The 23,236-nt window shown below is 66.4% G+C and carries 20 protein-coding genes; 14 read left to right on the top strand and 6 right to left on the bottom strand.

Annotated features, from left to right (window positions below):
* Nucleotides 1-58: 58 nt before the first annotated feature.
* The gene (locus JWN03_RS33565) at nt 59-1,255 is read right to left on the bottom strand and encodes a M23 family metallopeptidase (RefSeq protein ID WP_441343104.1); all 1,197 of its coding nucleotides are present in this window, start codon (nt 1,253-1,255) and stop codon (nt 59-61) included.
* A 71-nt stretch (nt 1,256-1,326) separates the two neighbouring features.
* Between JWN03_RS33565 and JWN03_RS33560 the strand changes: the two genes are divergently transcribed.
* The 5 genes from JWN03_RS33560 (at nt 1,327) to JWN03_RS33540 (ending at nt 6,359) form a co-directional block, all read left to right on the top strand.
* On the top strand, nt 1,327-2,484 hold the full coding sequence (locus JWN03_RS33560; RefSeq protein WP_297623364.1) for a pyridoxal phosphate-dependent aminotransferase: 1,158 nt from the start codon (nt 1,327-1,329) through the stop codon (nt 2,482-2,484).
* Nucleotides 2,485-2,576: 92 nt separating this feature from the next.
* The gene (locus JWN03_RS33555) at nt 2,577-3,182 is read left to right on the top strand and encodes a TetR/AcrR family transcriptional regulator (protein ID WP_297623362.1); all 606 of its coding nucleotides are present in this window, start codon (nt 2,577-2,579) and stop codon (nt 3,180-3,182) included.
* A gap of 156 nt (nt 3,183-3,338) precedes the next feature.
* Nucleotides 3,339-4,760, top strand: a complete 1,422-nt coding sequence (gene purB, locus JWN03_RS33550; protein WP_297623360.1) for an adenylosuccinate lyase — start codon at nt 3,339-3,341, stop codon at nt 4,758-4,760.
* 73 nt (nt 4,761-4,833) lie between these two features.
* Nucleotides 4,834-5,271 (top strand): HIT family protein, encoded by a 438-nt coding sequence (locus tag JWN03_RS33545; RefSeq protein ID WP_297623358.1) that lies wholly within the window; start codon nt 4,834-4,836, stop codon nt 5,269-5,271.
* A gap of 128 nt (nt 5,272-5,399) precedes the next feature.
* Nucleotides 5,400-6,359: an alpha/beta hydrolase gene (locus JWN03_RS33540; protein ID WP_297623356.1), complete on the top strand. Its 960-nt coding sequence runs from the start codon at nt 5,400-5,402 to the stop codon at nt 6,357-6,359.
* A gap of 47 nt (nt 6,360-6,406) precedes the next feature.
* Here JWN03_RS33540 and JWN03_RS33535 read toward each other — a convergent pair whose 3' ends face one another.
* On the bottom strand, nt 6,407-6,625 hold the full coding sequence (locus tag JWN03_RS33535; protein ID WP_441343103.1) for a DUF397 domain-containing protein: 219 nt from the start codon (nt 6,623-6,625) through the stop codon (nt 6,407-6,409).
* 405 nt (nt 6,626-7,030) lie between these two features.
* Between JWN03_RS33535 and JWN03_RS33530 the strand changes: the two genes are divergently transcribed.
* Nucleotides 7,031-9,208, top strand: coding sequence for a S9 family peptidase (locus tag JWN03_RS33530; protein WP_297623354.1), 2,178 nt, complete (start codon nt 7,031-7,033; stop codon nt 9,206-9,208).
* Nucleotides 9,209-9,247: 39 nt separating this feature from the next.
* Here JWN03_RS33530 and JWN03_RS33525 read toward each other — a convergent pair whose 3' ends face one another.
* Nucleotides 9,248-10,645 (bottom strand): glutamate decarboxylase, encoded by a 1,398-nt coding sequence (locus JWN03_RS33525; RefSeq protein ID WP_297623352.1) that lies wholly within the window; start codon nt 10,643-10,645, stop codon nt 9,248-9,250.
* Between the two features lie 194 nt (nt 10,646-10,839).
* On the opposite strand from JWN03_RS33525, the gene JWN03_RS33520 reads away from it, so the two are divergent.
* Genes JWN03_RS33520 through JWN03_RS33510 form a run of 3 tightly spaced genes read left to right on the top strand, consistent with a single transcriptional unit; the run spans nt 10,840 to nt 14,094 of the window.
* A complete protein-coding gene (locus JWN03_RS33520; protein WP_297623350.1) occupies nt 10,840-12,264 on the top strand; it encodes an APC family permease in 1,425 nt (474 codons plus the stop codon).
* Nucleotides 12,261-12,719 (top strand): hypothetical protein, encoded by a 459-nt coding sequence (locus JWN03_RS33515; protein ID WP_297623348.1) that lies wholly within the window; start codon nt 12,261-12,263, stop codon nt 12,717-12,719. Before JWN03_RS33520 ends, JWN03_RS33515 begins: the two co-directional genes overlap by 4 nt.
* Before the next feature lie 13 nt (nt 12,720-12,732).
* A complete protein-coding gene (locus JWN03_RS33510) occupies nt 12,733-14,094 on the top strand; it encodes a dipeptidase (protein ID WP_297623346.1) in 1,362 nt (453 codons plus the stop codon).
* Between the two features lie 155 nt (nt 14,095-14,249).
* Here JWN03_RS33510 and JWN03_RS33505 read toward each other — a convergent pair whose 3' ends face one another.
* Complete coding sequence (locus JWN03_RS33505; protein ID WP_297623344.1) at nt 14,250-14,894, bottom strand: MBL fold metallo-hydrolase; 645 nt, start codon at nt 14,892-14,894, stop codon at nt 14,250-14,252.
* 254 nt (nt 14,895-15,148) lie between these two features.
* Here JWN03_RS33505 and purS point away from each other — a divergent pair, with 254 nt between their 5' ends.
* The gene (purS, locus tag JWN03_RS33500) at nt 15,149-15,382 is read left to right on the top strand and encodes a phosphoribosylformylglycinamidine synthase subunit PurS (protein ID WP_297623342.1); all 234 of its coding nucleotides are present in this window, start codon (nt 15,149-15,151) and stop codon (nt 15,380-15,382) included.
* Nucleotides 15,379-16,056 carry a phosphoribosylformylglycinamidine synthase subunit PurQ gene (gene purQ / locus JWN03_RS33495; RefSeq protein ID WP_297623340.1) on the top strand — a complete coding sequence of 226 codons (678 nt, stop codon included), beginning with the start codon at nt 15,379-15,381 and terminating at the stop codon, nt 16,054-16,056. Before purS ends, purQ begins: the two co-directional genes overlap by 4 nt.
* 191 nt (nt 16,057-16,247) lie before the next feature.
* Here the strand turns inward: purQ and JWN03_RS33490 are convergent, their stop codons facing one another.
* On the bottom strand, nt 16,248-17,339 hold the full coding sequence (locus JWN03_RS33490) for a substrate-binding domain-containing protein (protein ID WP_297623338.1): 1,092 nt from the start codon (nt 17,337-17,339) through the stop codon (nt 16,248-16,250).
* A 43-nt stretch (nt 17,340-17,382) separates the two neighbouring features.
* Here JWN03_RS33490 and JWN03_RS33485 point away from each other — a divergent pair, with 43 nt between their 5' ends.
* Both JWN03_RS33485 and JWN03_RS33480 read left to right on the top strand, forming a co-directional pair.
* The gene (locus JWN03_RS33485; protein ID WP_297623336.1) at nt 17,383-17,820 is read left to right on the top strand and encodes a MarR family winged helix-turn-helix transcriptional regulator; all 438 of its coding nucleotides are present in this window, start codon (nt 17,383-17,385) and stop codon (nt 17,818-17,820) included.
* 78 nt (nt 17,821-17,898) lie between these two features.
* Entirely contained in the window at nt 17,899-19,218 is a 1,320-nt protein-coding gene (locus tag JWN03_RS33480) for a M18 family aminopeptidase (RefSeq protein WP_297623334.1), read from the top strand.
* Nucleotides 19,219-19,279: 61 nt separating this feature from the next.
* Here the strand turns inward: JWN03_RS33480 and JWN03_RS33475 are convergent, their stop codons facing one another.
* Nucleotides 19,280-20,554 carry a glycosyltransferase 87 family protein gene (locus tag JWN03_RS33475; protein WP_297623332.1) on the bottom strand — a complete coding sequence of 425 codons (1,275 nt, stop codon included), beginning with the start codon at nt 20,552-20,554 and terminating at the stop codon, nt 19,280-19,282.
* Nucleotides 20,555-20,892: 338 nt separating this feature from the next.
* Here JWN03_RS33475 and purL point away from each other — a divergent pair, with 338 nt between their 5' ends.
* Nucleotides 20,893-23,208: a phosphoribosylformylglycinamidine synthase subunit PurL gene (gene purL, locus JWN03_RS33470; protein WP_297623330.1), complete on the top strand. Its 2,316-nt coding sequence runs from the start codon at nt 20,893-20,895 to the stop codon at nt 23,206-23,208.
* Nucleotides 23,209-23,236: the final 28 nt, after the last annotated feature.

Here is a 23,236-nt window from a genome sequence, read left to right as displayed (position 1 = left end):
ATCCCGGCCGAAACCGTGCCGGGATGACGAGGGGCCCGCCGGGATGACGGGTTTCGTGTCAGGGGGTGAGTTGGATGCCGCGCTGGGCCAGCCAGGGCTGGGGGTCTACGTGCTGGCCGTTGATGATGATCTCGAAATGCAGGTGTGGGCCGGTGGAGTCGCCGCGGTTGCCGATGCGGGCGATCTGCATGCCGGCGGGGACGCGTTCGCCTACCGAGACGAAGAAGTCGTACATGTGGCCGTAGACGGAGATGGTGCCGTCGTCGTGGCGGATGCGCACCCACAGTCCGAAGCCCTGTGCCGGGCCCGCGTCGATGACCGTGCCCGCCGCGACCGCGTAGATCGGCGAACCTATCGGGGCGGCAATATCGACGCCCGCGTGGAAGGTGCCCCAGCGCGAACCGAATCCCGAGGTGAACGAGCCCTTCGCGGGTAGTGCGAAACCGCCGATGCCCGGGATCGCGAATCCGGGCGGCAGGGTGGCGTCCGGGGCGGGTGGCGTGATCATCCACGGCTGCGGCTGGCCGGACATCGCGGCGGCGGCTTCGGCCTTGGCCCGATCCAGCGTCTCGTGCGCCGCGGCGGACACCACTGCCGACTCCCGTAGTCGCTCACCATTGCTGATGGCATCCAGGTACCGCTTCGTCGACTCCGGCACCGTATGTATCTGCAGCGGATTCGCCACCGGAACCCGCAGTGCCATACCGGGTTCCACGGCCGCGTCGATCGGAATGGCCCCCAGCGCGCTGTCCGCCCCCGCGAATACGAGCACCGCCACCACCCCGCCGATCAATACACGATGCCTGATCGCCCACGCCCGAGTCACCGGCCACTGCTGCCGTGCCTGCGCCTTGGTCTGCTCGGCCAGCGCCCCGAACTCCGCCCGAGATCGCGGCCGCCGCGCCCACATGTCGACGGCCTGATCGCGCACCACCGGCAGCTGATTTCGCGCCCGCGCCGCGCCCCGTGCCCCCGCGCGTCCCGCCCGCACCGCATACTCACGCAGCCGCGACGGCGGCTCGTCCGGTCCGGCCAGGTGCGCTCTGACCCCCGGGGTGTACCTGTCCACGCCTGCTCGGAACCTCTGCGGCCCGGAGTCGGCCTCTCTCTCCGATTCCGGGAACTCGACCTCCGGGAGATCGGTGGCGCCGTCCTCGCCCCCTGGTTTGCCGCCGTTCGAGCTGGTCCCGTCCATGGCGGCTGTCGATAGCCGGGCTGCCGAGTCCTCCTCGGTAGCTGCTGGTCCCCCCTGCATGCGAGCCTCCTCAGGCATTCCGGCGGCCATCTGCGGACAGCCGGGGGAGCGGGTGCTCTACCGTCTGTCGAGTGCGTATCGAATCTCGCCGGTCGACCATTCCACCTTTTTACGTGATGGATGTCTGGAAGGCAGCAGCAGAACGGGCGCGTTCCCATGGGGACGTACTGGTGCTGGCTGCGGGGCAGCCGTCCACGCCTGCCCCGCGGGCGGTGTTGCGGGCCACCAAGGCGGCCATGGACTCCGAATTGCTCGGGTACACCGAGACTTTCGGGATCCTGGCGCTGCGGGAGGCCATCGCCGAGCATCACCGGAGCACCTACGGGGTCCGGGTGAGCGCCGATGACGTGGTGGTGACGACCGGATCGTCCGGCGCGTTCACGCTGCTCTTCCTGGCCGCCTTCGATCTCGGTGACACCGTGGTGGTGGCGCGGCCGGGGTATCCCGCCTACCGCAATACCCTCACCGCGCTGGGCTGCAAGGTGGTCGAGCTCGATTGCGGCCCGGAGACCCGTTTCCAGCCGACCGTGGCCATGCTGGAGGCGCTGCCGGAGCCGCCCGCGGGGTTGATCGTGGCGAGCCCGGCCAATCCGACCGGAACCATGATCGCCCCGGCGGAGCTGGCGGCCCTGGCCCGCTGGTGCGACGAGCACGGGACGCTGCTCATCTCGGACGAGATCTACCACGGCATCGTCTACGACAACACTGAGCCGACGTCGTCAGCGTGGGAGACGTCCCGGGAATCGGTCGTCATCGGCTCGGTGTCCAAATACTTCTCCATGACCGGCTGGCGGCTCGGCTGGATGCTGGTCCCGGAAACCATGCGCCCGGCGCTGCAGCGGCTCGCCTCGAATATGACCGTATGCCCGCCCGCTATTTCGCAGTTTGCGGCCGTGCACGCTTTCGGTGCGGAGGCCAAGGCCGAACTCGACGGGCATGTGGCCCGCTATGCCGCCAATCGGCAGTTGCTGCTGACCGGTCTGCCGAAATTGGGCATCACCGATCTGGCGCCGGCGGACGGCGCCTTCTACGCATACGCGGATATTGCTCACCTGACCGATGATTCGATGCGATGGTGTACCGAGGTGCTCGACCACACGGGGGTGGCGCTTGCCCCGGGCATCGACTTCGACACGGTCAGCGGCACTCATACGGTGCGCTTCTCGTTCGCCGGAGCGAGCGCCGATATCGAAGAAGCACTGGACCGGTTGGAACGCTATCTGGCCTGAATTTGTCGCCGGAACGCCGTTCGAACCGGAATCACCACAGATCGCACAGATTTGGGTCAGATGAACCGATGATGACTGGCACGATTGCATCCGTGACCACTGCGACGACTCCGAAAGGCGAGAAGCGTCGCCAAGCGCTGGTGTGCGCGGCCGCCGAACTGCTCCTCGAGGGCGGCTTCGAGGCCGTACGGCACCGGTCGGTGGCGACCCGAGCGGATTTGCCGCTGGCGTCCACCACCTACTACTTCGAATCGCTGGAGGATCTGATCGCGCGTGCGGTCGAATTCTCCGGCAATGCCGAACTCGATGCCATGCGCCGCCGGGTCGGCGAGGTGACCCACCGCCGGCGTGGCGCCGAGGCGACCGTGGATCTGGTGCTCGATCTGCTCGTCGGCCCGGATATGGCCGACGAGGATGCGCGCGGCCAGCTCATTGCCCGCTACGAGCGCTCGGTGGCCTCCGCCCGCCATCCGGAGCTACGCGAGGTGCAGTTCCGACTACGCGCCCAGCTCGACGAACTGCTCGCAGATGTGCTGCGCCGCTCGGATCGGGTGGTGCGGGCCGAACAGACCCGCAGACTCGTCGCCGTGGTCGACGGCGCAGTGGTCACCGCCCTCGGCGAACCGGACCCCCAGCCAAGGCGCATGGCCAGAGGCGCACTCCTGGAAGTGATCGACGTAGTCGCACCGCCCGCCTAGAACGCCTCATGTTCGCGGCCCGTCTCGTTCTGGACTGAGTGGAGCGGGGGAGCGAACGGCTCCATAGACCTGCGCCTTGGAGGAGCGGAGGGAGGGAAGAACGAGACCAAGGGGGCCGCGAACCCGCCGTAGCGCAGCGGAGGCAAAATAGACACAGTGAGCTCTGTGCCGAACGTCCTCGCTACCCGTTATGCCAGTCCCGAACTGGTTCGCCTGTGGTCGCCCGAGAACAAGATCGTTCTCGAGCGGCGGCTGTGGCTGGAGGTGCTGCGCGCTCAGTCCGAACTGGGTATCGAGGTGCCGGCCGGGGTTGTCGAGGACTACGAGCGGGTTGTCGATCAGGTCGATCTGAAGTCGATTGCGGAGCGCGAGCGCGTCACTCGGCACGATGTGAAGGCGCGCATCGAGGAGTTCAACGCGCTTGCCGGGCACGAGCACGTGCACAAGGGCATGACCTCGCGCGACCTCACCGAGAATGTCGAGCAGCTGCAGATCCGGCTCTCACTGGAGCACGTGTACGCGCACGGCGTGGCGATCGCGGCCCGGCTGGCCGAGCGGGCCGCCGAATACCAGTCGCTGGTGATGGCCGGCCGTTCGCACAATGTGGCGGCGCAGGCCACCACTCTCGGCAAGCGTTTCGCCTCGGCGACCGATGAGCTGCTCATCGCGCTCACCCGCCTGCAGGAGCTGATCGACCGCTACCCGCTGCGCGGTATCAAGGGCCCGATGGGCACCGCCCAGGACATGCTCGATCTGCTGGACGGCGATGCGGCCAAGCTGGCGCAGCTGGAGCAGAAGGTGGCGCACCACCTCGGTTTCAAGAATGTCTTCACCAGCGTCGGCCAGGTGTACCCGCGCTCGCTGGATCACGATGTGCTCTCCGCGCTGGTCCAGATCGGTGCGGGCCCTTCGTCTTTCGCGCACACTATTCGCCTGATGGCCGGAAACGAACTGGTGACCGAGGGTTTCCAGAAGGGGCAGGTCGGTTCCTCGGCCATGCCGCACAAGATGAATTCGCGTTCCGCCGAGCGGGTCAACGGCCTGCAGGTCATCCTGCGCGGCTACGCCTCCATGGGCGCCGAGCTGGCGGGTGCGCAGTGGAACGAGGGTGACGTGTTCTGCTCGGTGGTGCGCCGGGTCGCGCTGCCGGATGCCTTCTTCGCCATCGACGGCATGATGGAGACCTTCCTGACCATTCTGGCCGAATTCGGCGCCTACCCGGCCGTCATCGGTCGTGAGCTCGATCGGTACCTGCCGTTCCTGGCCACCACCCGCCTGCTGATGGCGGCGGTCCGGGCCGGTGTGGGCCGTGAGACCGCGCACGAGGTCATCAAGGAGCACGCCGTGGCCGTGGCCCTGGACATGCGCGAGCAGGGCCGGGAGCCGGATCTGCTGGATCGCCTGGCCGCCGACGACCGCATGCCCCTGGACCGTGCCGCCCTGGATGCGGCACTGGCCGATCGCTCCGCCTTCATCGGCGCCGCCGAGGCGCAGACCGCCGCCATTGTCGCGCAGGTGCAGAAGCTCGTCGACGCCAACCCGGAGGCGGCCCGCTACACCCCTGCCCCGATTCTGTAGGGACCGGCGAACTTTCGACTCTCGACCCCGGCCGATCGGTCCGGGGTCGAGGTGTTTCTGGCAGGCTGCAGGTATGAATCCGTACACGATCTTCTCGGAAATCGTTGCCGGGCAGGCGCCCGCCAGCAAGGTGTACGAGGACGACGATGTGCTGGCGTTCCTTGATATTCGCCCGGTGACGCCGGGGCATCTGCTGGTGATTCCGAAGGTTCCGGCGCGCAGTCTGGCCGAGCTGGATCCGGCCATGGGCGGCAAGCTTTTTCGGGTCGGGCAGCAGTTGGCGGCCGCGCTGCGGGCGTCCGAGGTGCAGTGCGACGGGGTGAATTTCTTTCTCGCCGACGGAGTCACAGCGGGGCAGGAAGTGTTCCATGTGCACCTGCATGTGATCCCGCGTACTCCAGGGGACGGATTCGGGCTGCGAGCGCGGCCTACTTCGCCCGCGCGTGCGGACCTGGACTACCTGGCCGGATCCATTCGCGGGGTATTGCAGCGCGCCGCTGGCGATTCATAGCCGTTCTGCATTAGCATATGCGAACCAATTGGTTTGCCAGGGACACGCCATAGACCGAATATTCCTCGCACCCCCCGCGGCTCGAGTTACGTTGGAACGCGATCGTGGTGGGCTGATGGAGGTGGGGCATGCGTAGAAGAGTCGTTGCCACAGCGGTTTTTGTGATAGCCGCAGGGTTGCTCAGTCCGGCGTTATCGCCACCTGCCACCGGCCACGCGGCCAGCGTCATCAGGGTCGACGACCTGAACGCCAACCGTTCCGCAATGTTCGTCGACTCGCCCGCAATGGGCCGGACCATTGAGGTGCAGGTCCTGCATCCAGCCGGCGGCGGATCCCGCTCCAGCTTCTATCTGCTCGATGGTCTCGACCCCGGCGCAACCCAGAGCACCTGGACCAATGCCACCGACGCCGAGCCCTTCTTCCGGGACAAGAACGTGAATGTGGTGCTGCCCATGGGCGGGCAGGCCAGCTACTACACCGACTGGATCGCCGACGACCCGCGCTTCGGCCGGTACAAGTGGGAAACCTTTCTGACAGAAGAGCTTCCGCCCCTCGTCGACGACTATTTCTCCGGTAACGGGGTGAACGCCATCGGCGGGTTGTCCATGGGCGGCAATGCCGCCTTCACCCTCGCTGTGCGGCATCCGGACCTGTATCGCGCCGTCGCCGGGTACAGCGCCTGCCCGGACACCACCATCGCGCAGGGCGCCACCATGTTCTCCATCGCCAATCGCGGCGGCAATCCGTTCAATATGTGGGGCGGGCCCACCAGTCCGGCCTGGGCCGAACACAATCCGGCGCTCATGGCCGACCGGTTGCGCGGTAAGACCATCTACCTGTCCACCGGTACCGGCCTGCCCGGCCCGCACGAGCTGGAGATCAAACCGCAGCTGCCGGAGAACCTCTTCTTCGGCGGTCCCATCGAATTCGGTGTGAACGCCTGCGTCGATACCTTCGCGCAGCGGCTGCGGGATCTGAATATCCCTGCGCGCGTGGACTACAGCCCGGTGGGCACGCACTCCTGGTCGTACTGGCAGGACGGCCTGCACGATTCCTGGCCGACCATCGCCGGGGCGATCGGCGCATAGCGCGCAGCGCTTCGGTCACCCGGCGCCGATCGGTTCCCAGAGGCGAATCAGGCTCCGGGACGGTTGAATTCGCCGTCCTTGGCGCCGGCCACGAACGCCCGCCACTCCCCGGGGGTGAACACCAGCACCGGCCCGTCCGGGTTGCGGGAATCCCGCAGGCCGATATTTCCGCTGGACAGGAAGGCGATTTCGACGCCCTCCGCCTTGTCGTCGCCACGCCGCCAGACGGCGTCGGACTCGATCTCGCGATTCTTCGCTGTTTCCAACTCCGGACTCCCTGTGCGATGAGCGGCGAGTACTGGACGGTGATGTGGATCGCACTCATAATGCCAGGGTTTGCGCGACCTCCGGATCGGATATTCCATTCTGTGTCAGCGGAAGGAGGTATGTGGTGCGCACGCCATGGTCCCAGCAGCGAGCTGCCCCGATCTCCGACAGCTGCGATGCCGTACCGGAACGATTCAATGTGGAACTGGCGGACAGCATCCTGCAGATCCACCGGAGCTGCCCGACCGATCAATGCGCCCGGCGCAAGGCGGCGGTTTTCTACCTGTACGAGCAATGCCAGCATGTGGCCCCGGGGAAACGACGGCGCGCTTAACCGGCGGATATCGCGGGCAGGTGGCAGGGTGTGCGGCGTGGCGCGGGCTCGCACCACTAACGTGGTCGCCATGGCTCTGGACAGCAGTGGTAGCGCGACCTCCAATCCTGGCGCCGTTCTTTCGGCGCCGATCGCCAAGCGGGTGCCGACCGAGCGCGAGCACCACGGCGATGTCTTCGTCGACGAGTACGAGTGGTTGCGGGAGAAGACGAATCCCGAGGTGATCTCCTACCTGGAGGAGGAGAACGCCTATACGGATGCGCAGACGGAGGCGCTGGCCCCGCTGCGCGAGAAGCTCTATGACGAGATCAAGGCGCGCACGCGGGAGACCGACCTGTCGCTGCCGACCCGCATGGGCAAGTTCTGGTACTACTCGCGCAGTTTCGAAGGCAAGCAGTACGGCGTGTTCTGCCGCTGCCCGATCGCCGGTTCGGACGACTGGACGCCGCCCCTGCTGGAGGTCGGTGTCGATATCCCGGGTGAGCAGGTGCTGCTGGACTCGAACGAATTGGCCGAGGGCCATGAATTCTTCTCACTCGGCGCCTCCTCGCTGAGTCAGGCCGGTGACCTGCTGGCGTACTCGGTCGACACGGTCGGCGACGAGCGGTACACCATGCGCTTCAAGAACGTGGAGACCGGCGAGCTGCTGCCCGACGAGATCCCGGGGACCGCGGGCGGCGCGACCTGGTCGCTGGACGGCACGCATATCTTCTATGTGACCGTGGATGAATCCTGGCGGCCCGACAGCGTCTGGCGCCACCGGCTCGGTACCGGCAAGGACGCCGACGTCAGGATCTTCCAGGAGGCCGACGAGCGCTTCGGGGTCGGTGTGGGCACCACCCGCTCGGAGAAGTTCCTGGTGATCGGGACCGATTCCAAGCTCACCAGCGAGTTCCTGTTCCTGGAGTCCGATAATCCGGAGGGCGAGTTCCGGGTGCTGCTGCCGCGCCGCGAGGGCGTGTCGTACGCGTCGGTCGACCATGCGGTCATCGGTGGCGAGGACAAACTGCTGATCATGCACAACGACGTGGTGGACGGGGTGAAGTCGGAGAACTTCGTGCTGGCCGTGGCGCCGCTCGCCGATCCGGCGGACCAGACCATTCTGATTCCGCATCGTGCGGATGTGCGGCTCGAAGACATCGACTGCTTCTCCGACAAACTGGTGCTCAGCTACCGCCGCGAGGCGCTGCCGCGAGTTGCCGTGTGGCCCTTGACTTCCGAGGGCTTCGGCGAGCTGGAGGAGGTCGATTTCGGACTGACCCTGTTCTCCGCCGGACTCGGCGGCAACCCGGAGTGGGAAACGCCGACCCTGCGTATGGGGCTCACCTCCTTCATCACGCCGACACAGGTCTTCGACTATGTGCCGGAGACGAAGGAGCTGCTGCTGCGCAAGGAGCAGGTGGTGCTCGGCGACTACAACGCAGAGGATTACGAGCAGCGCCGGGATTGGGCGGTGGCCTCGGACGGCACCCGCATCCCGATTTCCATCGTGCAGCGCAAGGATGCCCCGGCGGGTCCGAAACCGTTGCTGCTCTACGGATACGGCTCCTACGAGGCCAGCATCGATCCGGGCTTCTCGATCGCCCGGCTTTCGGTGCTCGATCGCGGCATGGTGTTCGTGGTCGCCCATGTGCGCGGCGGTGGCGAGATGGGCCGCCTCTGGTACGACGAGGGCAAGATGCTCACCAAGAAGAACACCTTCACCGATTTCATCTCCTGCGCACAGCATCTCGTCGATACCGAGCTCACCACGCCGGATCGGATGATCGCCGATGGTGGCAGCGCGGGCGGGCTGCTCATGGGTGCGGTGGCCAATCTCGCGCCCGAGCTCTTCGCGGGCATTCTCACCAGCGTGCCCTTCGTGGACCCGCTGACCTCCATGCTGCTTCCGGAGCTGCCGCTCACCACGTCCGAGTGGGAGGAGTGGGGAAATCCCTTGGACGACAAGGACGTCTACTCCTACATGAAGTCCTATTCGCCGTACGAGAACGTCGAGGCGAAGGACTACCCGGCGATCCTCGCCATGACCGGTCTCAATGACACCCGGGTGCTCTACGTGGAACCGGCAAAGTGGGTCGCGAAGCTGCGCGCCACCAAGACCGGCAATTCCCAGCTCATTCTCAAGACCGATATGACCTCCGGGCACGGTGGCCCCAGCGGCCGCTACGAGCGGTGGAAGGAAATCGCCTTCGAGTTCGCCTGGGTGCTCGGCACCGTCGGTCTGGCCGAGGCCGAGCCGGCAGTCTGATCCGGGGCGGGGTTCGGGGGAGTGCCCCGAACCCCGTCGCTATTTCGGGAGCTCCGTGGAAGGCACTGCCGCAGTGGCACTGTGGGTGAACCCGCCCGCTTCCTTACGGGTGAGCGAGGTGCTGAGCGGGTGTGCGTTGAGCTGCTGCAGACTGCGCACCACATCCGTCAGCAGCAGATCGGCCATATCGCGGGTGAAGCCGTGCCGCAGCACCGCCCGCATGATGGTTTCGTCGCCGCGGTCGGCGGGCAGCGGATACGCCGCGATCAGCCAGCCGCGGGTGCGCAGCCGGTCGGACAGATCGTAGAGGTTGAAATTGCGTTCCCCGGTCAGCCGCCACGAGACGGCGGTGATGCCGCGCTCCGGATGGCCGTCGTGGATCATCTCGAACATGCCCAACTCGACCAGCCCCGCCGCCAGGTGCTGGGCGGCCAGGTAGATCGCCGTCTGCACCTTGCGATAGCCGCTGCGGCCCAGGCGGATGAAGTCGTAGTACTGGGTGATGACCTGCCCGCCGGGGCGCGAGAAATTGAGATTGAAGGTGGCCATGCTGCCGCCGAGGTAATCGACATCGAAGATGAGTTCCTTGGGCAGATCGGCCGCGCTGCGCCACATCGCCCAGCCCGCGCCCAGCGGCGCCAGGCCGGTCTTGTGCCCGGAAGCGTTGATCGATTTCACGCGCGGCAGCCGGAAGTCCCACACCAGATCGGGTGCGCAGAACGGGGCGAGGAAGCCGCCGCTGGCCGCGTCGACGTGCATGGGAATGTCGAGGCCGGTCTTCTGCTCCAGGTCGTCGAGGGCCTTGCTGATGCCGGCGACATCCTCGAACAGCCCGGTGAAGGTCTGCCCGAAGGTGGGCACCACCATGATGGTGTTCGCATCGCAGTAGGCGGCCACATCGTCCGGATGCATGGTGAGCCGGTTGCCGCGCAAGGGGATCTGGCGGATCTCCACATCGAAGTAGCGAGCGAATTTCTCCCAGCACACCTGGACCGGCCCGCAGACGAAATTGGGGATGCCGGTGCCGCCGCGCTTGCGCCAGCGGAATTTCGCGGCCAGCCCGCCCAGCATGGCGGCCTCACTGGACCCGGTGGTGGAGGTGCCGAGGGTGGTCTCCGGGTCGGGTGCGTGCCACAGGTCGGCGATCATGCGGACGCAGCGCCGCTCGAGTTCGGCGGTCTGCGGGTATTCGTCCTTGTCGACGATGTTCTTGCCGATGGCCTCGTCCATGAGCCGCCGGGCCTGGTCGTCGACCCAGGTGGTGCAGAAGGTGGCCAGGTTCATCCGGGAGACGCCGTCCAGCAGCAGCTCGCCGTGCACGATCTCGTAGGCCGCTTCGGGAGGCATTTCCGCGGCCGGGAAGCCGGCCTTGGGTGCGCCGCGGCTCAGGCCGGGCAGGGAGAATACGTCGTCGTCGGTTTCCGGATTGCCCGTCATCTAGCCTCCAGCGTCGGTCGTAGCTATAAAATTGCTGAATGCTTCCGAACGCCTGATTATCGGTGAAAATGGTTGATATGTAGACCGTTTCGTAATCAATTGATAGTTGCTAGACGGTTACTATTCAGCGCTATGGACTATCAGCATGTCATAGGGCAAGTGGGGTCCGCCACGGTGCCACGCGGGGGGCGGACATGGCAACCCTGACCACGACGAAGGCCACCACCACCAAATACATGTCCTGGGTGACGCTGGCCCTGATGACCACCAGTTCGGTGGCCAGCCTGCGGTCCTCGCCGACCATGGCTGTGTATGGCCTGGCGTGCGTATTCCTCTATCTGATTCCGGCAGTGCTGTTCCTGCTGCCGACCGCCTTCGTGGCGGCGGAGCTGGCCTCGGGCTGGGCCGGCGGGGTCTACAAATGGGTGGGCGAGGGGCTTTCGCAGCCGATGGGATTCCTGGCGGTGTGGTGCCAGTTCGCCATGACCATTTTCTACTACCCGAGCTTGCTGGCTTATGTGGCAAGCACTTTCGCGTACATTATCAATCCGTCGCTGGCGGCCAATGGCACCTACGTGGCCATAGTCATCATCACCATCTACTGGGTGGCGGTATTCGTCTCGTCGCAGGGCACCAAAACCGTTGCGGGACTGTCGAGTATGGGGCTCATCATCGGTACGTTGATTCCCGGTGTGCTGCTGGTGGTACTGGGTCTGGTCTTCCTGGCACAGGGCAATCCGTCGGCCGCGCCGATGGACAGCGGCCACCTGCTGCCCGCCTGGACCGGTGTGGCCAGCCTGGTGCTCATCGTGAACAACTTCCTGTCCTACGCGGGCATGGAGATGAATGCGGTGCACGTGTCCTCGCTGAAGAATCCGGGTAAGGAGTACCCGAAGGCCATGGCTATGGCCGTGGGCCTGGTGCTGCTGATCTTCATCGTGCCCGCCGTGGTGATCAGCTGGGTGGTGCCGTCCAAGAATCTGAGCCTCACCGCCGGTGTCATGCAGGCCTTCGACGGATTCTTCAATCACTTCGACATCGGCTTCCTGACACCGATACTGGGTGTGATGCTGGTGGCGGCGGCACTGGGCGGCATGCTCACCTGGCTGGCCGGACCCTCCAAAGGGTTGCTGCTCATCGGCCGGCAGGAAGGTTATCTGCCGCCGATCCTGACCCGCCTGAACAAGCATGGCGTGCAACAGAACATGCTCGTCGCACAGGGCGTGGTGACCACACTGCTGGCGTTGCTGTACGCCTTCATCCCCGACGTCTCCAGCGCGTACTGGATTCTGTCGGTGATCACCACCCAGGTGTACCTGATCATGTACGTGCTCATGTTCGCCGCCGCGATTCGGTTGCGCCGCAACCAACCCGACCATCCGCGTGGCTATCGGGCCCCGGCGCTGGTCGCGTTGTGCGGGCTGGGCGCGACCTCGTCGGCGGCGGCCTTCCTCATCGGCTTCGTGCCGCCGTCGCAGTACGGCAGCGGTAACGGCCTGAGCTATGTGGTGCTCATCGGGCTCGGCATGGGCATTGTCGGGCTGCTGATTCCGTACTTGTTCCTGCGATTCCGCAAACCCGGCTGGAAGATCGACGCACCCGAGGAGGCCATCGCATGACGACCGTCCATCCGGGCGCGCCCGACTCGACTCGACGCCTCGTCTACCTGTCGGTGGTGGTGGTCCTGCTGGCCATCGCAGTCGTCGGTGTCATCGTCTTCCATGACGACCGGAACAGCGATATCGCGCTACGCCGTGCGCAGGTGCTGCAATCGCGTTTGATCGCAGCGGGTTTCACCTCGCCGGAACCGAAGGTCATCGCCGATTCGCTCGGCGAGGACGGTGGACTGGTGTGCCAGGATCCGGCCTCGCCGCTGATCAAGGCCCAGTATCAGTCGGCGATCACCAATGGCGCCGGCGGTCCCGGTACCCGTCCGGTCATCGCCGACCGCGATGTCTTCACCGCGACCTCGCTCGCCATCGAAACCTATTGCCCGGACAAGCTTGCCGCCTATCTGGAGGAAACCGGAAACTTGAAGAAGGCTGGCACAGTGAAATCGGATACGGATCACTGATGGAGGAGAGGTAATGACCGATACCGAAGCGCTGCGGTCCGCCGTGCGGGAACTCATGCCGCGGGCGAAAAGCGATCTCACCGAACTGGTTTCGTACAAGTCCGTCTACGACGCCCGGCAGTTCCCCGTGGAGGAGTGCCACAAGGCCGCGCAGTGGGTCGCGGATGCCTTTACGGCCGAAGGGTTCCCGGAGGTGGCGCTGCATGAGACTCCGGACGGCAGTAATGCGGTCATCGCGCGTTATCCGGCCCCGCCCGGCGCGCCGACGATCATGCTGTACTGCCACTACGACGTGCAGCCGCCGCTCGGTGATGCCGAATGGAAGACCCCGGTCTGGGAGCTCACCGAGAAGGACGGCCGGTGGTACGGCCGCGGCAGCGCCGACTGCAAGGGCAATATCGTCACGCACCTCACCGCCCTGCGCGCCCTGCGGAAGGTGTCCGGCGACAAGTTCCCGGTCGGATTGACGCTGGTGGCCGAGGGTTCCGAGGAGCAGGGCACCGGCGGCCTGGAAGCCTTCGTGCCGGAGAATGTGGAGCTGCTGCGGTCGGACACCCTGTTGATCTGCGACTGCGGCAATTTCGCGGTCGGCGTGCCGACCTTCACGCAGACCCTGCGCGGCAATGTGAATGTTGTCGTCACCGTCGAAACCCTGTCCGGCTCCATGCATTCCGGCATGTTCGGCGGTCCCGCACCGGATGCGCTGGCGGCGCTCATCCATCTGCTCGCCACGCTGCGCGACGCCGACGGCAATACCACCGTCGACGGCCTGACCAGCGACCAGAAGTGGGACGGCGCGCAGTACCCCGAGGATCAATTCCGTTCCGACGCCGGTGTTCTCGGCGGGGTCGACCTGCTCGGCAGCGGCACCGTTTCCGACATGCTGTGGGCGCGACCGGCACTCACCGTGCTCGGCATGGATGTGCCGCCGGTGGTGGGCTCCGCCGCCGCCATCCAGCCCAAGGCCCGCGCCCGCCTGAATCTGCGCATCCCGCCCGGCACCGATCCCCAGCAGGCGCTGAAAGCCCTTACCGCACACCTGCAATCGAACACGCCGTGGCATGCCAAGGTGACCGTGGAGACCGAGGCCACCGGCTCCCCGTTCGTCGGCAGCACGCACGGTCCCGCCCGCAGCGCCATGGAGGCGGCCTTCGCCGCCGCCTACGGCCGCCCCTCCACCACCTCGGGCCAGGGCGGCTCCATCCCGCTCTGCAATGTCTTCGCCGACACCTACCCCGAGGCCGAGATCATGCTTATGGGCGTCGAAGAACCCAAATGCCTGATCCACGCCCCCAACGAAAGCGTCGACCCCACCGAAATCGAACACATGGCGCTGGCGGAGGCGCTGTTCCTCGCCTCCTATACCGGTAACTGAGTTCGAAGCCGCCTCGTCACACCATCGCCCTCGTCATCCCGGCATGCTTTTGGCCGGGATCCACACCGGCTGTGCTCCAGCTGGTTTCAGTGGATCCCGGCCAAAAGCGCGCCGGGACGACGGGCGTGGTCTATGCCGGGATGACGGGGTGCAGCTCAGAAGTCGGTGTGGTCCTCGGCCTGGATGACCTGGAATTCGGTATTGGAGGGGGCCATTTCGTTGAGGCGGCCGAAGTAGATGCCCTGTGCGGCCGGCTCGATAATGCCGAAGTGGATGGGGAAGGCGGTGCGCGGATTCACCGCGCGCAGGTAGTCGACCGCCTCGCTGATCCGCATCCACGGCGCGACCGCGGGCAATGCCAGGACGCCCACCGGGACCGGCGGCACCCAGAGCGAGTCGCCGGGGTGCACCAGCTGGGCCGGATCATCGGGCGTGCCGAGCTGGAACACCGTGTTGTCGATGACCGGAATCTCCGGATGGATGACCGCGTGCCGTCCACCGCCGCCGGTGATCTGCACATCCTTGACCTTCAGGACATTGCCGGCGTGCACGGCCTCCCAGGGCTCCCCGCGCTGCTGGGCCGTCTGCGGGTCCGACAGCAGTCGTGCCTGCGGGTTGGCGTCGATGAGCGCCTCGATGCGATTCGGGCAGATGTGATCGGGATGCTGATGCGTGACGGCGATCGCGTCGAGTCCGGTGATGCCCTCGAACCCGTGCGAGAAATTGCCGGGATCGAACAGGATCTTCGCGCCGTTCAGCTCCACCAGAATGCATGAGTGTCCGAAATGGGCTATCCGCATGAGAACAACGGTAGCCCTCACCGGCTGACAGACGAGCTCAAAGGTCGCGGCCGTCCCGGTTCTGGACTGCGGCTCCATAGACCTGCGCCTTGGAGCGGGGGAGCGCAGCGGAGGGAAGAACCGGGACCAGGGGCCGCGACCCCGCCGGAGCGAAGCGGAGGCCAACAAACTAGTCTGATCTGCGAAACCCCCGCTCGGCCGCGCTGTGAAAAGCACTGCGTCCGGGCGCCGCCCCACCAGCTGAGGAGCAACGCGTGGCACGTGTCGTGGTCGAGGTGATGCCGAAGGCCGAAATCCTGGATCCGCAGGGTCAGGCCATTGTCGGTGCGCTGGGGCGCCTGGGACACCCCGGTATCTCGGAGGTGCGGCAGGGCAAGCGATTCGAGCTCGATGTGGCCGAGGACGTGAGCGACGACGAGCTTGCGCAGATCGCCGAATCGCTGCTCGCCAATACCGTCATCGAGGACTGGAAAGTGGTGCGGCTGTGACTGCGCGCATCGGAGTCATCACCTTCCCGGGCACCCTGGACGATGTCGACGCCGCCCGCGCGGCCAAGCTCGCCGGCGCCGAGGCGGTCAGCCTCTGGCACGGTGACGCCGACCTGAAGGGTGTCGACGCGGTCATCGTGCCCGGCGGCTTCTCCTACGGCGATTACCTGCGCACCGGCGCCATCGCCCGGTTCGCGCCGGTCATGGAGAAGGTCATCGAGGCCGCGGGCCAGGGCCTGCCGGTGCTGGGCATCTGCAACGGCTTCCAGATCCTGTGCGAGGCCGGTCTGCTGCCCGGTGTGCTGACCCGCAACGAGGGCCTGCACTTCATCTGCCGTGACCAGTGGCTGACCGTGGACAATGCGGACACCGCATGGACCTCGCGGTACGAGCCCGGCGCGCAGATCCTGGTCCCGCTCAAGTCCGGTGAGGGCCGCTACCAGGCGTCCCAGGCCACGCTCGACGAGCTCGAAGGTGAAGGCCGCGTGGTGTTCCGCTACTCGGGCGACAACCCGAACGGTTCGCAGCGCGGCATTGCGGGCATCACCTCGGCCAACGGCCGCATCGTGGGCCTCATGCCGCACCCGGAGCACGCCACCGAGGCGCTCACCGGCCCGAGCGATGACGGCCTCGGCATGTTCTTCTCGGTCCTGGACGCCCTCGTCTCGGCCTAGTCCGAATACTTCAGCACAAGGCCCGCACCGCAGATCGCGGAGCGGGCCTTGTGCTGTCAAGGCGTTGTGCTGTCAAGGTCGTGGCCCGCCCGGTTCTGGACTGAGTGGAGCGGGGGAGCGAAGCGGAGGAGCGGAGGGAGGGAAGAACCGGGTAACAGGGCCACGACCCGCCGGAGCGAAGCGGAGGCAAATTAAACACAGATGCGGTCGAGGATCTCGAATCGGACGCCGTCCGCGCGGGCGATGTAGCTCGGGAAGAGCAGTTGGTTGCCGTCGAAACCGAGGCTGCCCGAAGGTGTTTCGAGTACAGGGCCGTTCGCGACCGCGGCATGCAGGCACCGGACATCCAGGGTGCCTGCGGCTTGCGCCATGACCCGCAGTGCGTGCAGTGCCTCGTATTCGGTATTGCTGAAGTTGGTGAGCGCGGGCGCGAACTCACCGTGCAGTCGCCGGTAGCGATCCAGCCGTTCCCGGTTCGCCGGACCGTTCACGAAGAAACTCGACGGCACATAGAGATTCCGGTTGGCATTGGCGCCGGCGGCGAGCAGCACATTGTCATCCACGGCCGGACTGACTCGGAGTTGCGACTCATCTCGTCCGATTCGGGCGAATTGTCGGTTAAATCGGGCAACGTCGGCGCCGACCAAGAGCACGATCACCCCATCGCAGCGGTCCAGTCGCGGATCGGCCAGAAAGTCCGCGAAATCCTCGGTACCGAATGGCACGAACTTCTCCAACGGTACGAACCGTTCCAGTGCGACCGCCCCGCGCGCACCCAATTCCGCCCGCACCACCTCGGCCGTGCGCCGCGGCCATACGTAATCGTTGCCGATGATCGCCCAGCGCCGCGCCCCCAGCTCGCGCCGCAACCAGCGCAGTGCGGGCAGCAACTGTCGGCCGGGATCCGAGCCGACCATGAACAGGCCGGGCGGCGCCACATCCAATCCCTCGTGGTCGGTGGCGAAAAGGTAGGGCACCCGCCCCGAGGTCACCCGTGTCACCGCCCGCCGCACCGCGGAGGTGTGCCAGCCGGTAATCGCATGCACCATTCCGGTGGCCAGCAGCGCCGACACCTCGCGCGTCACTTCGGCCGGTTCCCGCCCGCCGTCAATGTGGGTGACACGTAATTCGCGCCCGAGAATTCCTGTCCCACCGTTGATTTCTTCGGCAGCCAATGAAATGGCCGCCTCGCAGGAAGGGGCGAAGATACCGCCGGGCCCCTGTAGCGGAACTATGTTGAGGATCTCGATACAGTTTTCGGGGCTGCCGCGGAACGAGGTCATCGGATACCCTTCCCCTCGTTCGAGCAATTTGATGGGCGGGCTTATGTCGACAATTCTAGGTGGAATATCCACGCTGCATGGAGCGCTGCGTGCGGCGGAGCGCAGTTGGCTTCGTCACCTCGACGCCGCACTGTGCGCCAGACGGTTGACCGCCGACCAATGGTGCATGCTGACCAACCTCTCCTGCGATACCGGTATCACCATGAGTGAACTGGCCGTGCGCACGCAACTTCCGCCTTCCTCCGCCACCCGGCACGCCGACCATCTGGCCGAGCGCGGCCTCATCTTCCGGGTCGCCGCCGCCGATGATCGCCGCCGCATTCTCATCGGGCTGAGTCGGCGCGGGGCCGAACTGGTGGACGAGGTCCGTATCGAGGAGATACGCGCCGAGGCCGAGCTGCGCCGCCACTTCGGCGGTGATGACTACGTCGAGCTGCTGCGGCTGCTGGAGCGGGTCTCGGATCTTCCGCTGTCGCATTGATTCCGGGCCACACGCGCGGGCGGGCGGATAGGCCGACCGTCGGCGAAAACTGAACTGTGAATGCTTAGGATCGCAGTCATGCCAGTTGCCGAGACCACCGCGACCGCCGCAGGACTGTGCGAATTCATCGACGCCTCCCCGTCGCCGTTCCATGTGTGCCGCACCGTCGCGGCCGAACTCGACGATCACGGCTTCACCCGGCTCTCGGAATCGGCGCCCTGGCCCTCCAGTAGCGCGGGGCGCTACTACGTGGTGCGCAGCGGTTCGCTGGTCGCCTGGTCCGACGGCGGCCCGGGCGCGCCCACCGGATTCCGCACCGGGCAGGCCACCCCGTTCCGCGTGGTCGGGGCGCACACCGACAGTCCCAATCTGCGGGTCAAACAGCACCCCGATACCGCGGTGGCCGGCTGGCAGATGGTCGGCCTCGAGCCCTATGGCGGGGCCTGGCTCAATTCGTGGCTGGACCGCGATCTCGGCATCTCCGGGAGATTATCGATTCGCGACGGAAATGTGGTGCGGGAGCGCCTGATTCGCATCGACGAACCGATCCTGCGGGTGCCGCAGCTGGCCATCCACCTGTCCGAGGACCGGCGCGGGGTCACCCTGGATCCGCAGCGGCATGTGAACGCGGTGTGGGGGATCGGCGGGGAACCGCGCTCCTTCCTGGCCTTCATCGCCGAACGCTCGGGCATCGAAGCCGGTGCGGTGCTGGGCTGGGAGCTGATGACCCACGATCTGGTGCCGTCCAAGCTCATCGGCCGCGATCTGGATCTGATCAGCGCACCGCGCCTGGACAATCAGGGCACCTGCTACGCCGGACTGCGCGCCTTCCTGGCCGCCGTCGCCGAACCCGGTGCGGCGGTACCGGTGCTCGCCATGTTCGACCATGAAGAGGTCGGCAGCCAATCCGATCGGGGCGCCCAATCCGGGCTGCTGCCCACGGTTTTGGAGCGCATTGTGCTCACCCGCGGCGGCGGCCGGGCCGAATACCTGGCGGCCATCGCCGGATCCGTCTGCGCCTCCGGCGATATGGCGCATGCGACCCACCCCAACTACCCCGACCGGCACGAGCCCATGCACCGCATCGAGGTCGGCGGCGGTCCGGTGCTGAAGGTCAATCAGAACCTGCGCTACGCGACCGATGCGGCCGGGGCGGGCGCGTTCGCCCTGGCCTGCGCGCAGGCCGGCGTACCGCTGCAGCGCTACGTCCACCGCGCCGATCTGCCCTGTGGCTCCACCATCGGACCGATGACGGCCGCCGCCACCGGCATGCCGACCGTGGATGTGGGTGCGGCGCAGCTCGCCATGCACTCCGCCCGCGAAATGATGGGCGCCGCAGACGTTCCCGCCTACGCGGCCGCCCTGGCCGCATTCCTCACGCCCGACGAGGCTCGTTAGAAAAAGGCATCGCGCCGACCGCAGCAGCGGTCGGCGCGATCTGAAAGCGTTGTGGCAGTGACTACGCCGGGCTCTCGGTCCGCTCCGTGTGCGGAACCGAGACCCGCGCCGGGTGGTACGCCAGCGCCGCGACGATGAAGGCGCCCAGCGTAAACAGCACGTAGCTGCTCCCGATGATCTGCTGCCACCAGGCCCAGGCCAGTTCCCGATCGTGATCGTGCGGCAGCAACCACTGCGGGCCGATGGCGAACATGACCAGTGCCACGCCCACTGCGGTGAGGAACGCCGGGCTGCGGCGGCCGCGGGCGATGGCATCGGCGGCCACGAGCAGCGCCGGCGCGATCCACACCCAGTGGTGCGACCATGACACCGGCGAAACCAGCAGTACGGCACCGGCATTCACCAACAGCGCGGCAGCGTTCGCACCGACGGAGAAGAGGCGCTTCATCCAGATCGCGGCGAGCGCGACGGCCAGCACCGACAGCACCAGCCAGATGAGGGTCGCCACCGAATCGGAGAAACCCAGCCGGTAGGCGAAGCCCTTCAAGGATTGATTGCCCGCGAACCAGGGCGGCCCGATGCGCCCGGTATCGGAGATGGTGTGCAACCAGTACTGCACCGAATCATGCGGGAACAGTGCGAAACCCACGATGACCGCGCCGATCGTGGAGAACACCAGCGTGGCCGCGCCCTTCCAGTCCTTGCGCAGCAGGAAGTACAGCAGATAGCCGGCGGGCGTCAGCTTCACCGACACCGCGATGCCGATCAGCATGCCGCGCGGCCAGAACGGCTTGCGCACCAGGCAATCCAGCGCGATGGCGGCCATCAGCACCAGATTGATCTGCCCGAACCCGTAGGTCTGGCGAATCGGCTCCAGCAACTCCAGCAAACCCACGCCGCCGACCACCATCGCCAGCCGGGTCGCCCACGCCAGGTTCGGACGCAGCCGATCCAGTACCACCCACAGCGTCACACCCAGCGAGATCACCGAGGTCGCCAGCACCGCCCACTCGGAAACCACCAGCGGCATGATCGCCAGCGGCGCGAAGAACAATGCGGCCAGCGGGGGATAGGTGAACGGCAGCCCGAGCCCGTACACCGGTGGCATCGGACCGTAGAGATCCTTATTATCGAGCCAGGCCCGCGCACCATTGCGGTACACCTGAAGATCGATATAACCGTGCCAGAACTTGGCGGCGTAGCTGATCCCCGCCGACACCGCGAACAGCACCACGGCGATGGCGAGCAGCTGAACCTGCTGCCGCGACAGCGTAGAGCTTCTCGGCGTGGGCGCAGGTTTCTCCGCCGGATCCGCCAGCCCGGATCGTTCGTTCACCGGGACAGACTAGCTGTATCTTTGGCCTCCGCTCCGCTCCGGCGGGGTCGCGGCCCCTGGTCCCGGTTCTTCCCTCCTTCCGCTTCTCTGCTGCGCTCCCCCGCTCCAAGGCGCAGGTCTATGGAGCCGCAGTCCAGAACCGGGACGGCCGCGACCTTGCTGCGGATGTCTTGGGGGTGCACTCCGTTCAGAGGGGACGGCCGCGACCTTTGGGTTGGTGCGGAGGCTGGTTCAGGCGGGGATTTGCTGGCACTTAGACTCTGGGGTATCTCTCGCCGACTTCCAGCTACGGGCTCTCGGTACTGCACCTGCCCGGCCGAAAGGACTCTGGTATTCCCGTGACCAGCCACGTCGATACCGTCAGCAACGCCGCGGCCACCTCGGACAGCCCGCAGCCCTATAAGGAACTCGGCCTCAAGGACGACGAGTACGCCCGCATCAAGGAGATTCTGGGGCGGCGCCCCACGGATGCCGAGCTGGCGATGTACTCGGTGATGTGGTCCGAGCACTGCTCGTACAAGTCCTCGAAGGTGCATCTGCGCTACTTCGGCGAGACCACCACCGAGGAGATGCAGAAGTCGATGCTCGCCGGGATCGGCGAGAACGCCGGTGTGGTGGATATCGGCGACGGCTGGGCGGTCACCTTCAAGGTGGAATCGCACAACCATCCCTCGTATGTGGAGCCCTATCAGGGTGCGGCCACCGGTGTCGGCGGCATTGTCCGCGACATCATGGCCATGGGCGCCCGCCCGATCGCGGTCATGGACCAGCTGCGCTTCGGTGCGGCCGATCACCCGGACACCCGGCGCGTGGTCGACGGTGTGGTGCGCGGCGTCGGCGGTTACGGCAACTCGCTCGGCCTGCCGAATGTGGGCGGCGAGACCGTATTCGACGCTTCCTACCAGGGCAATCCGCTCGTCAATGCGCTGTGCGCGGGCGTCATGCGGGTCGAGGACCTGAAGCTGGCCTTCGCCTCCGGCGAGGGCAACAAGATCATTCTGTTCGGTGCGCGCACCGGCCTCGACGGCATCGGCGGCGTTTCGGTGCTGGCCTCCGACACCTTCTCCGGTGACGACGGTGACATGACGCCTGGCGGCGGCGGTTCCGGCCGTAAGAAACTGCCGAGCGTGCAGGTCGGCGACCCGTTCACCGAGAAGGTGCTCATCGAGTGCTGTCTCGAGCTGTACCACTCCGGCGTGGTCGTCGGCATCCAGGACCTCGGCGGTGCAGGCCTGTCCTGTGCCACCTCCGAGCTGGCCGCCGCCGGTTCCGGCGGGATGCACATCGACCTGGATCAGGTGCCGCTGCGCGCCGCCAATATGACTCCCGCCGAGATTCTTTCGAGCGAATCGCAGGAGCGCATGTGCGCCGTGGTCGCCCCGGAGAATGTGGATCGCTTCATGGCGATCTGCAAGAAGTGGGAAACCACTGCCACCGTCATCGGTGAGGTCACCGACGGCGAGCACCTCGAAATCACCTGGCACGGCGAAGTTGTGGTCGATGTCCCGCCGCGCACCGTCGCCCACCACGGGCCGGTGTACGAGCGCCCCGTGCAGCGCCCCGCCGATCAGGATGCCCTCAATGCGGATTCGACCACCGCACTGAACCGCCCGAAGTCCGGCGACGAACTGCGCGCCACGCTACTGAAGATGATCGCCAGCCCGCAGCTGTGCTCGCGCAAGTGGATCACCGAGCAGTACGACCGCTACGTGCGCGGCAATACCGTGCTCGCCGAGAACGCCGACGCGGGTGTCATCCGCATCGACGAGGAGTCCGGCCGCGGTATCGCGCTCGCGACCGACGCCTCGGGCCGCTACACCAAGCTGGACCCGTACACCGGCGCGCAGCTGGCGCTGGCCGAGGCGTTCCGCAATGTGTCGACCACCGGCGCTACTCCGAAGGCCGTCACCAACTGCCTCAACTTCGGTTCCCCCGAGGATCCGGGCGTCATGTGGCAGTTCCAGCAGGCCGTGCGCGGCCTCGCGGACGGCTGTGTGGCCCTGGGCATTCCGGTCACCGGTGGCAATGTGTCCTTCTACAACCAGACCGGCCAGACCGCCATCCTGCCGACCCCCGTGGTCGGTGTGCTCGGCGTCATCGACGATGTGCACCGCCGCATCCCGACCGGCCTGGGCCTGGAGCCCGGCGAGACGCTCATCCTGCTCGGCGAGACCCACGACGAGCTGGACGGCTCCATCTGGGCGCAGGTCGAGCACGATCACCTCGGCGGACTGCCGCCCAAGGTCGATTTCGCTCGCGAGCAGCTGCTTTCGGAGATCCTCACCTCCGGCAGCCGCGACGGCATGATCAGCGCCGCGCACGACCTCTCCGAGGGCGGGCTCATCCAGTCCGTCGTCGAGGCCGCGCTGGCCGGTGAAACCGGTTGCCGCATCATCGTTCCCGAGGGCGAGGACCCGTTCGTCACCCTGTTCTCCGAATCCGCCGGGCGTGTGCTGGTCGCCGTCCCGCGCTCGGAGGAGACCCGCTTCACCAAGATGTGCTCCGCGCGCGACCTGCCGTGGGTGCGCATCGGCGTGGTCGACCAGGGTTCGGATTCGGTCGAGGTGCAGGGCCAGTTCACCGCGACCCTGGAAGAACTGCGCACCGCCTTCGAAGGCACCCTCCCCGCCCTCTTCGGCCACTTCGAGCACTAGCAAATCGCCGTCCGGCGGGATTTCCCCC

The sequence above is a fragment of the Nocardia sp. genome (genome assembly GCF_025465275.1).
In the GTDB taxonomy this organism is placed as follows: domain Bacteria; phylum Actinomycetota; class Actinomycetes; order Mycobacteriales; family Mycobacteriaceae; genus Nocardia.
The sequence above is the reverse complement of the archived record's forward strand: the minus strand, read 5'-3'. Positions and strand labels throughout refer to the sequence as shown.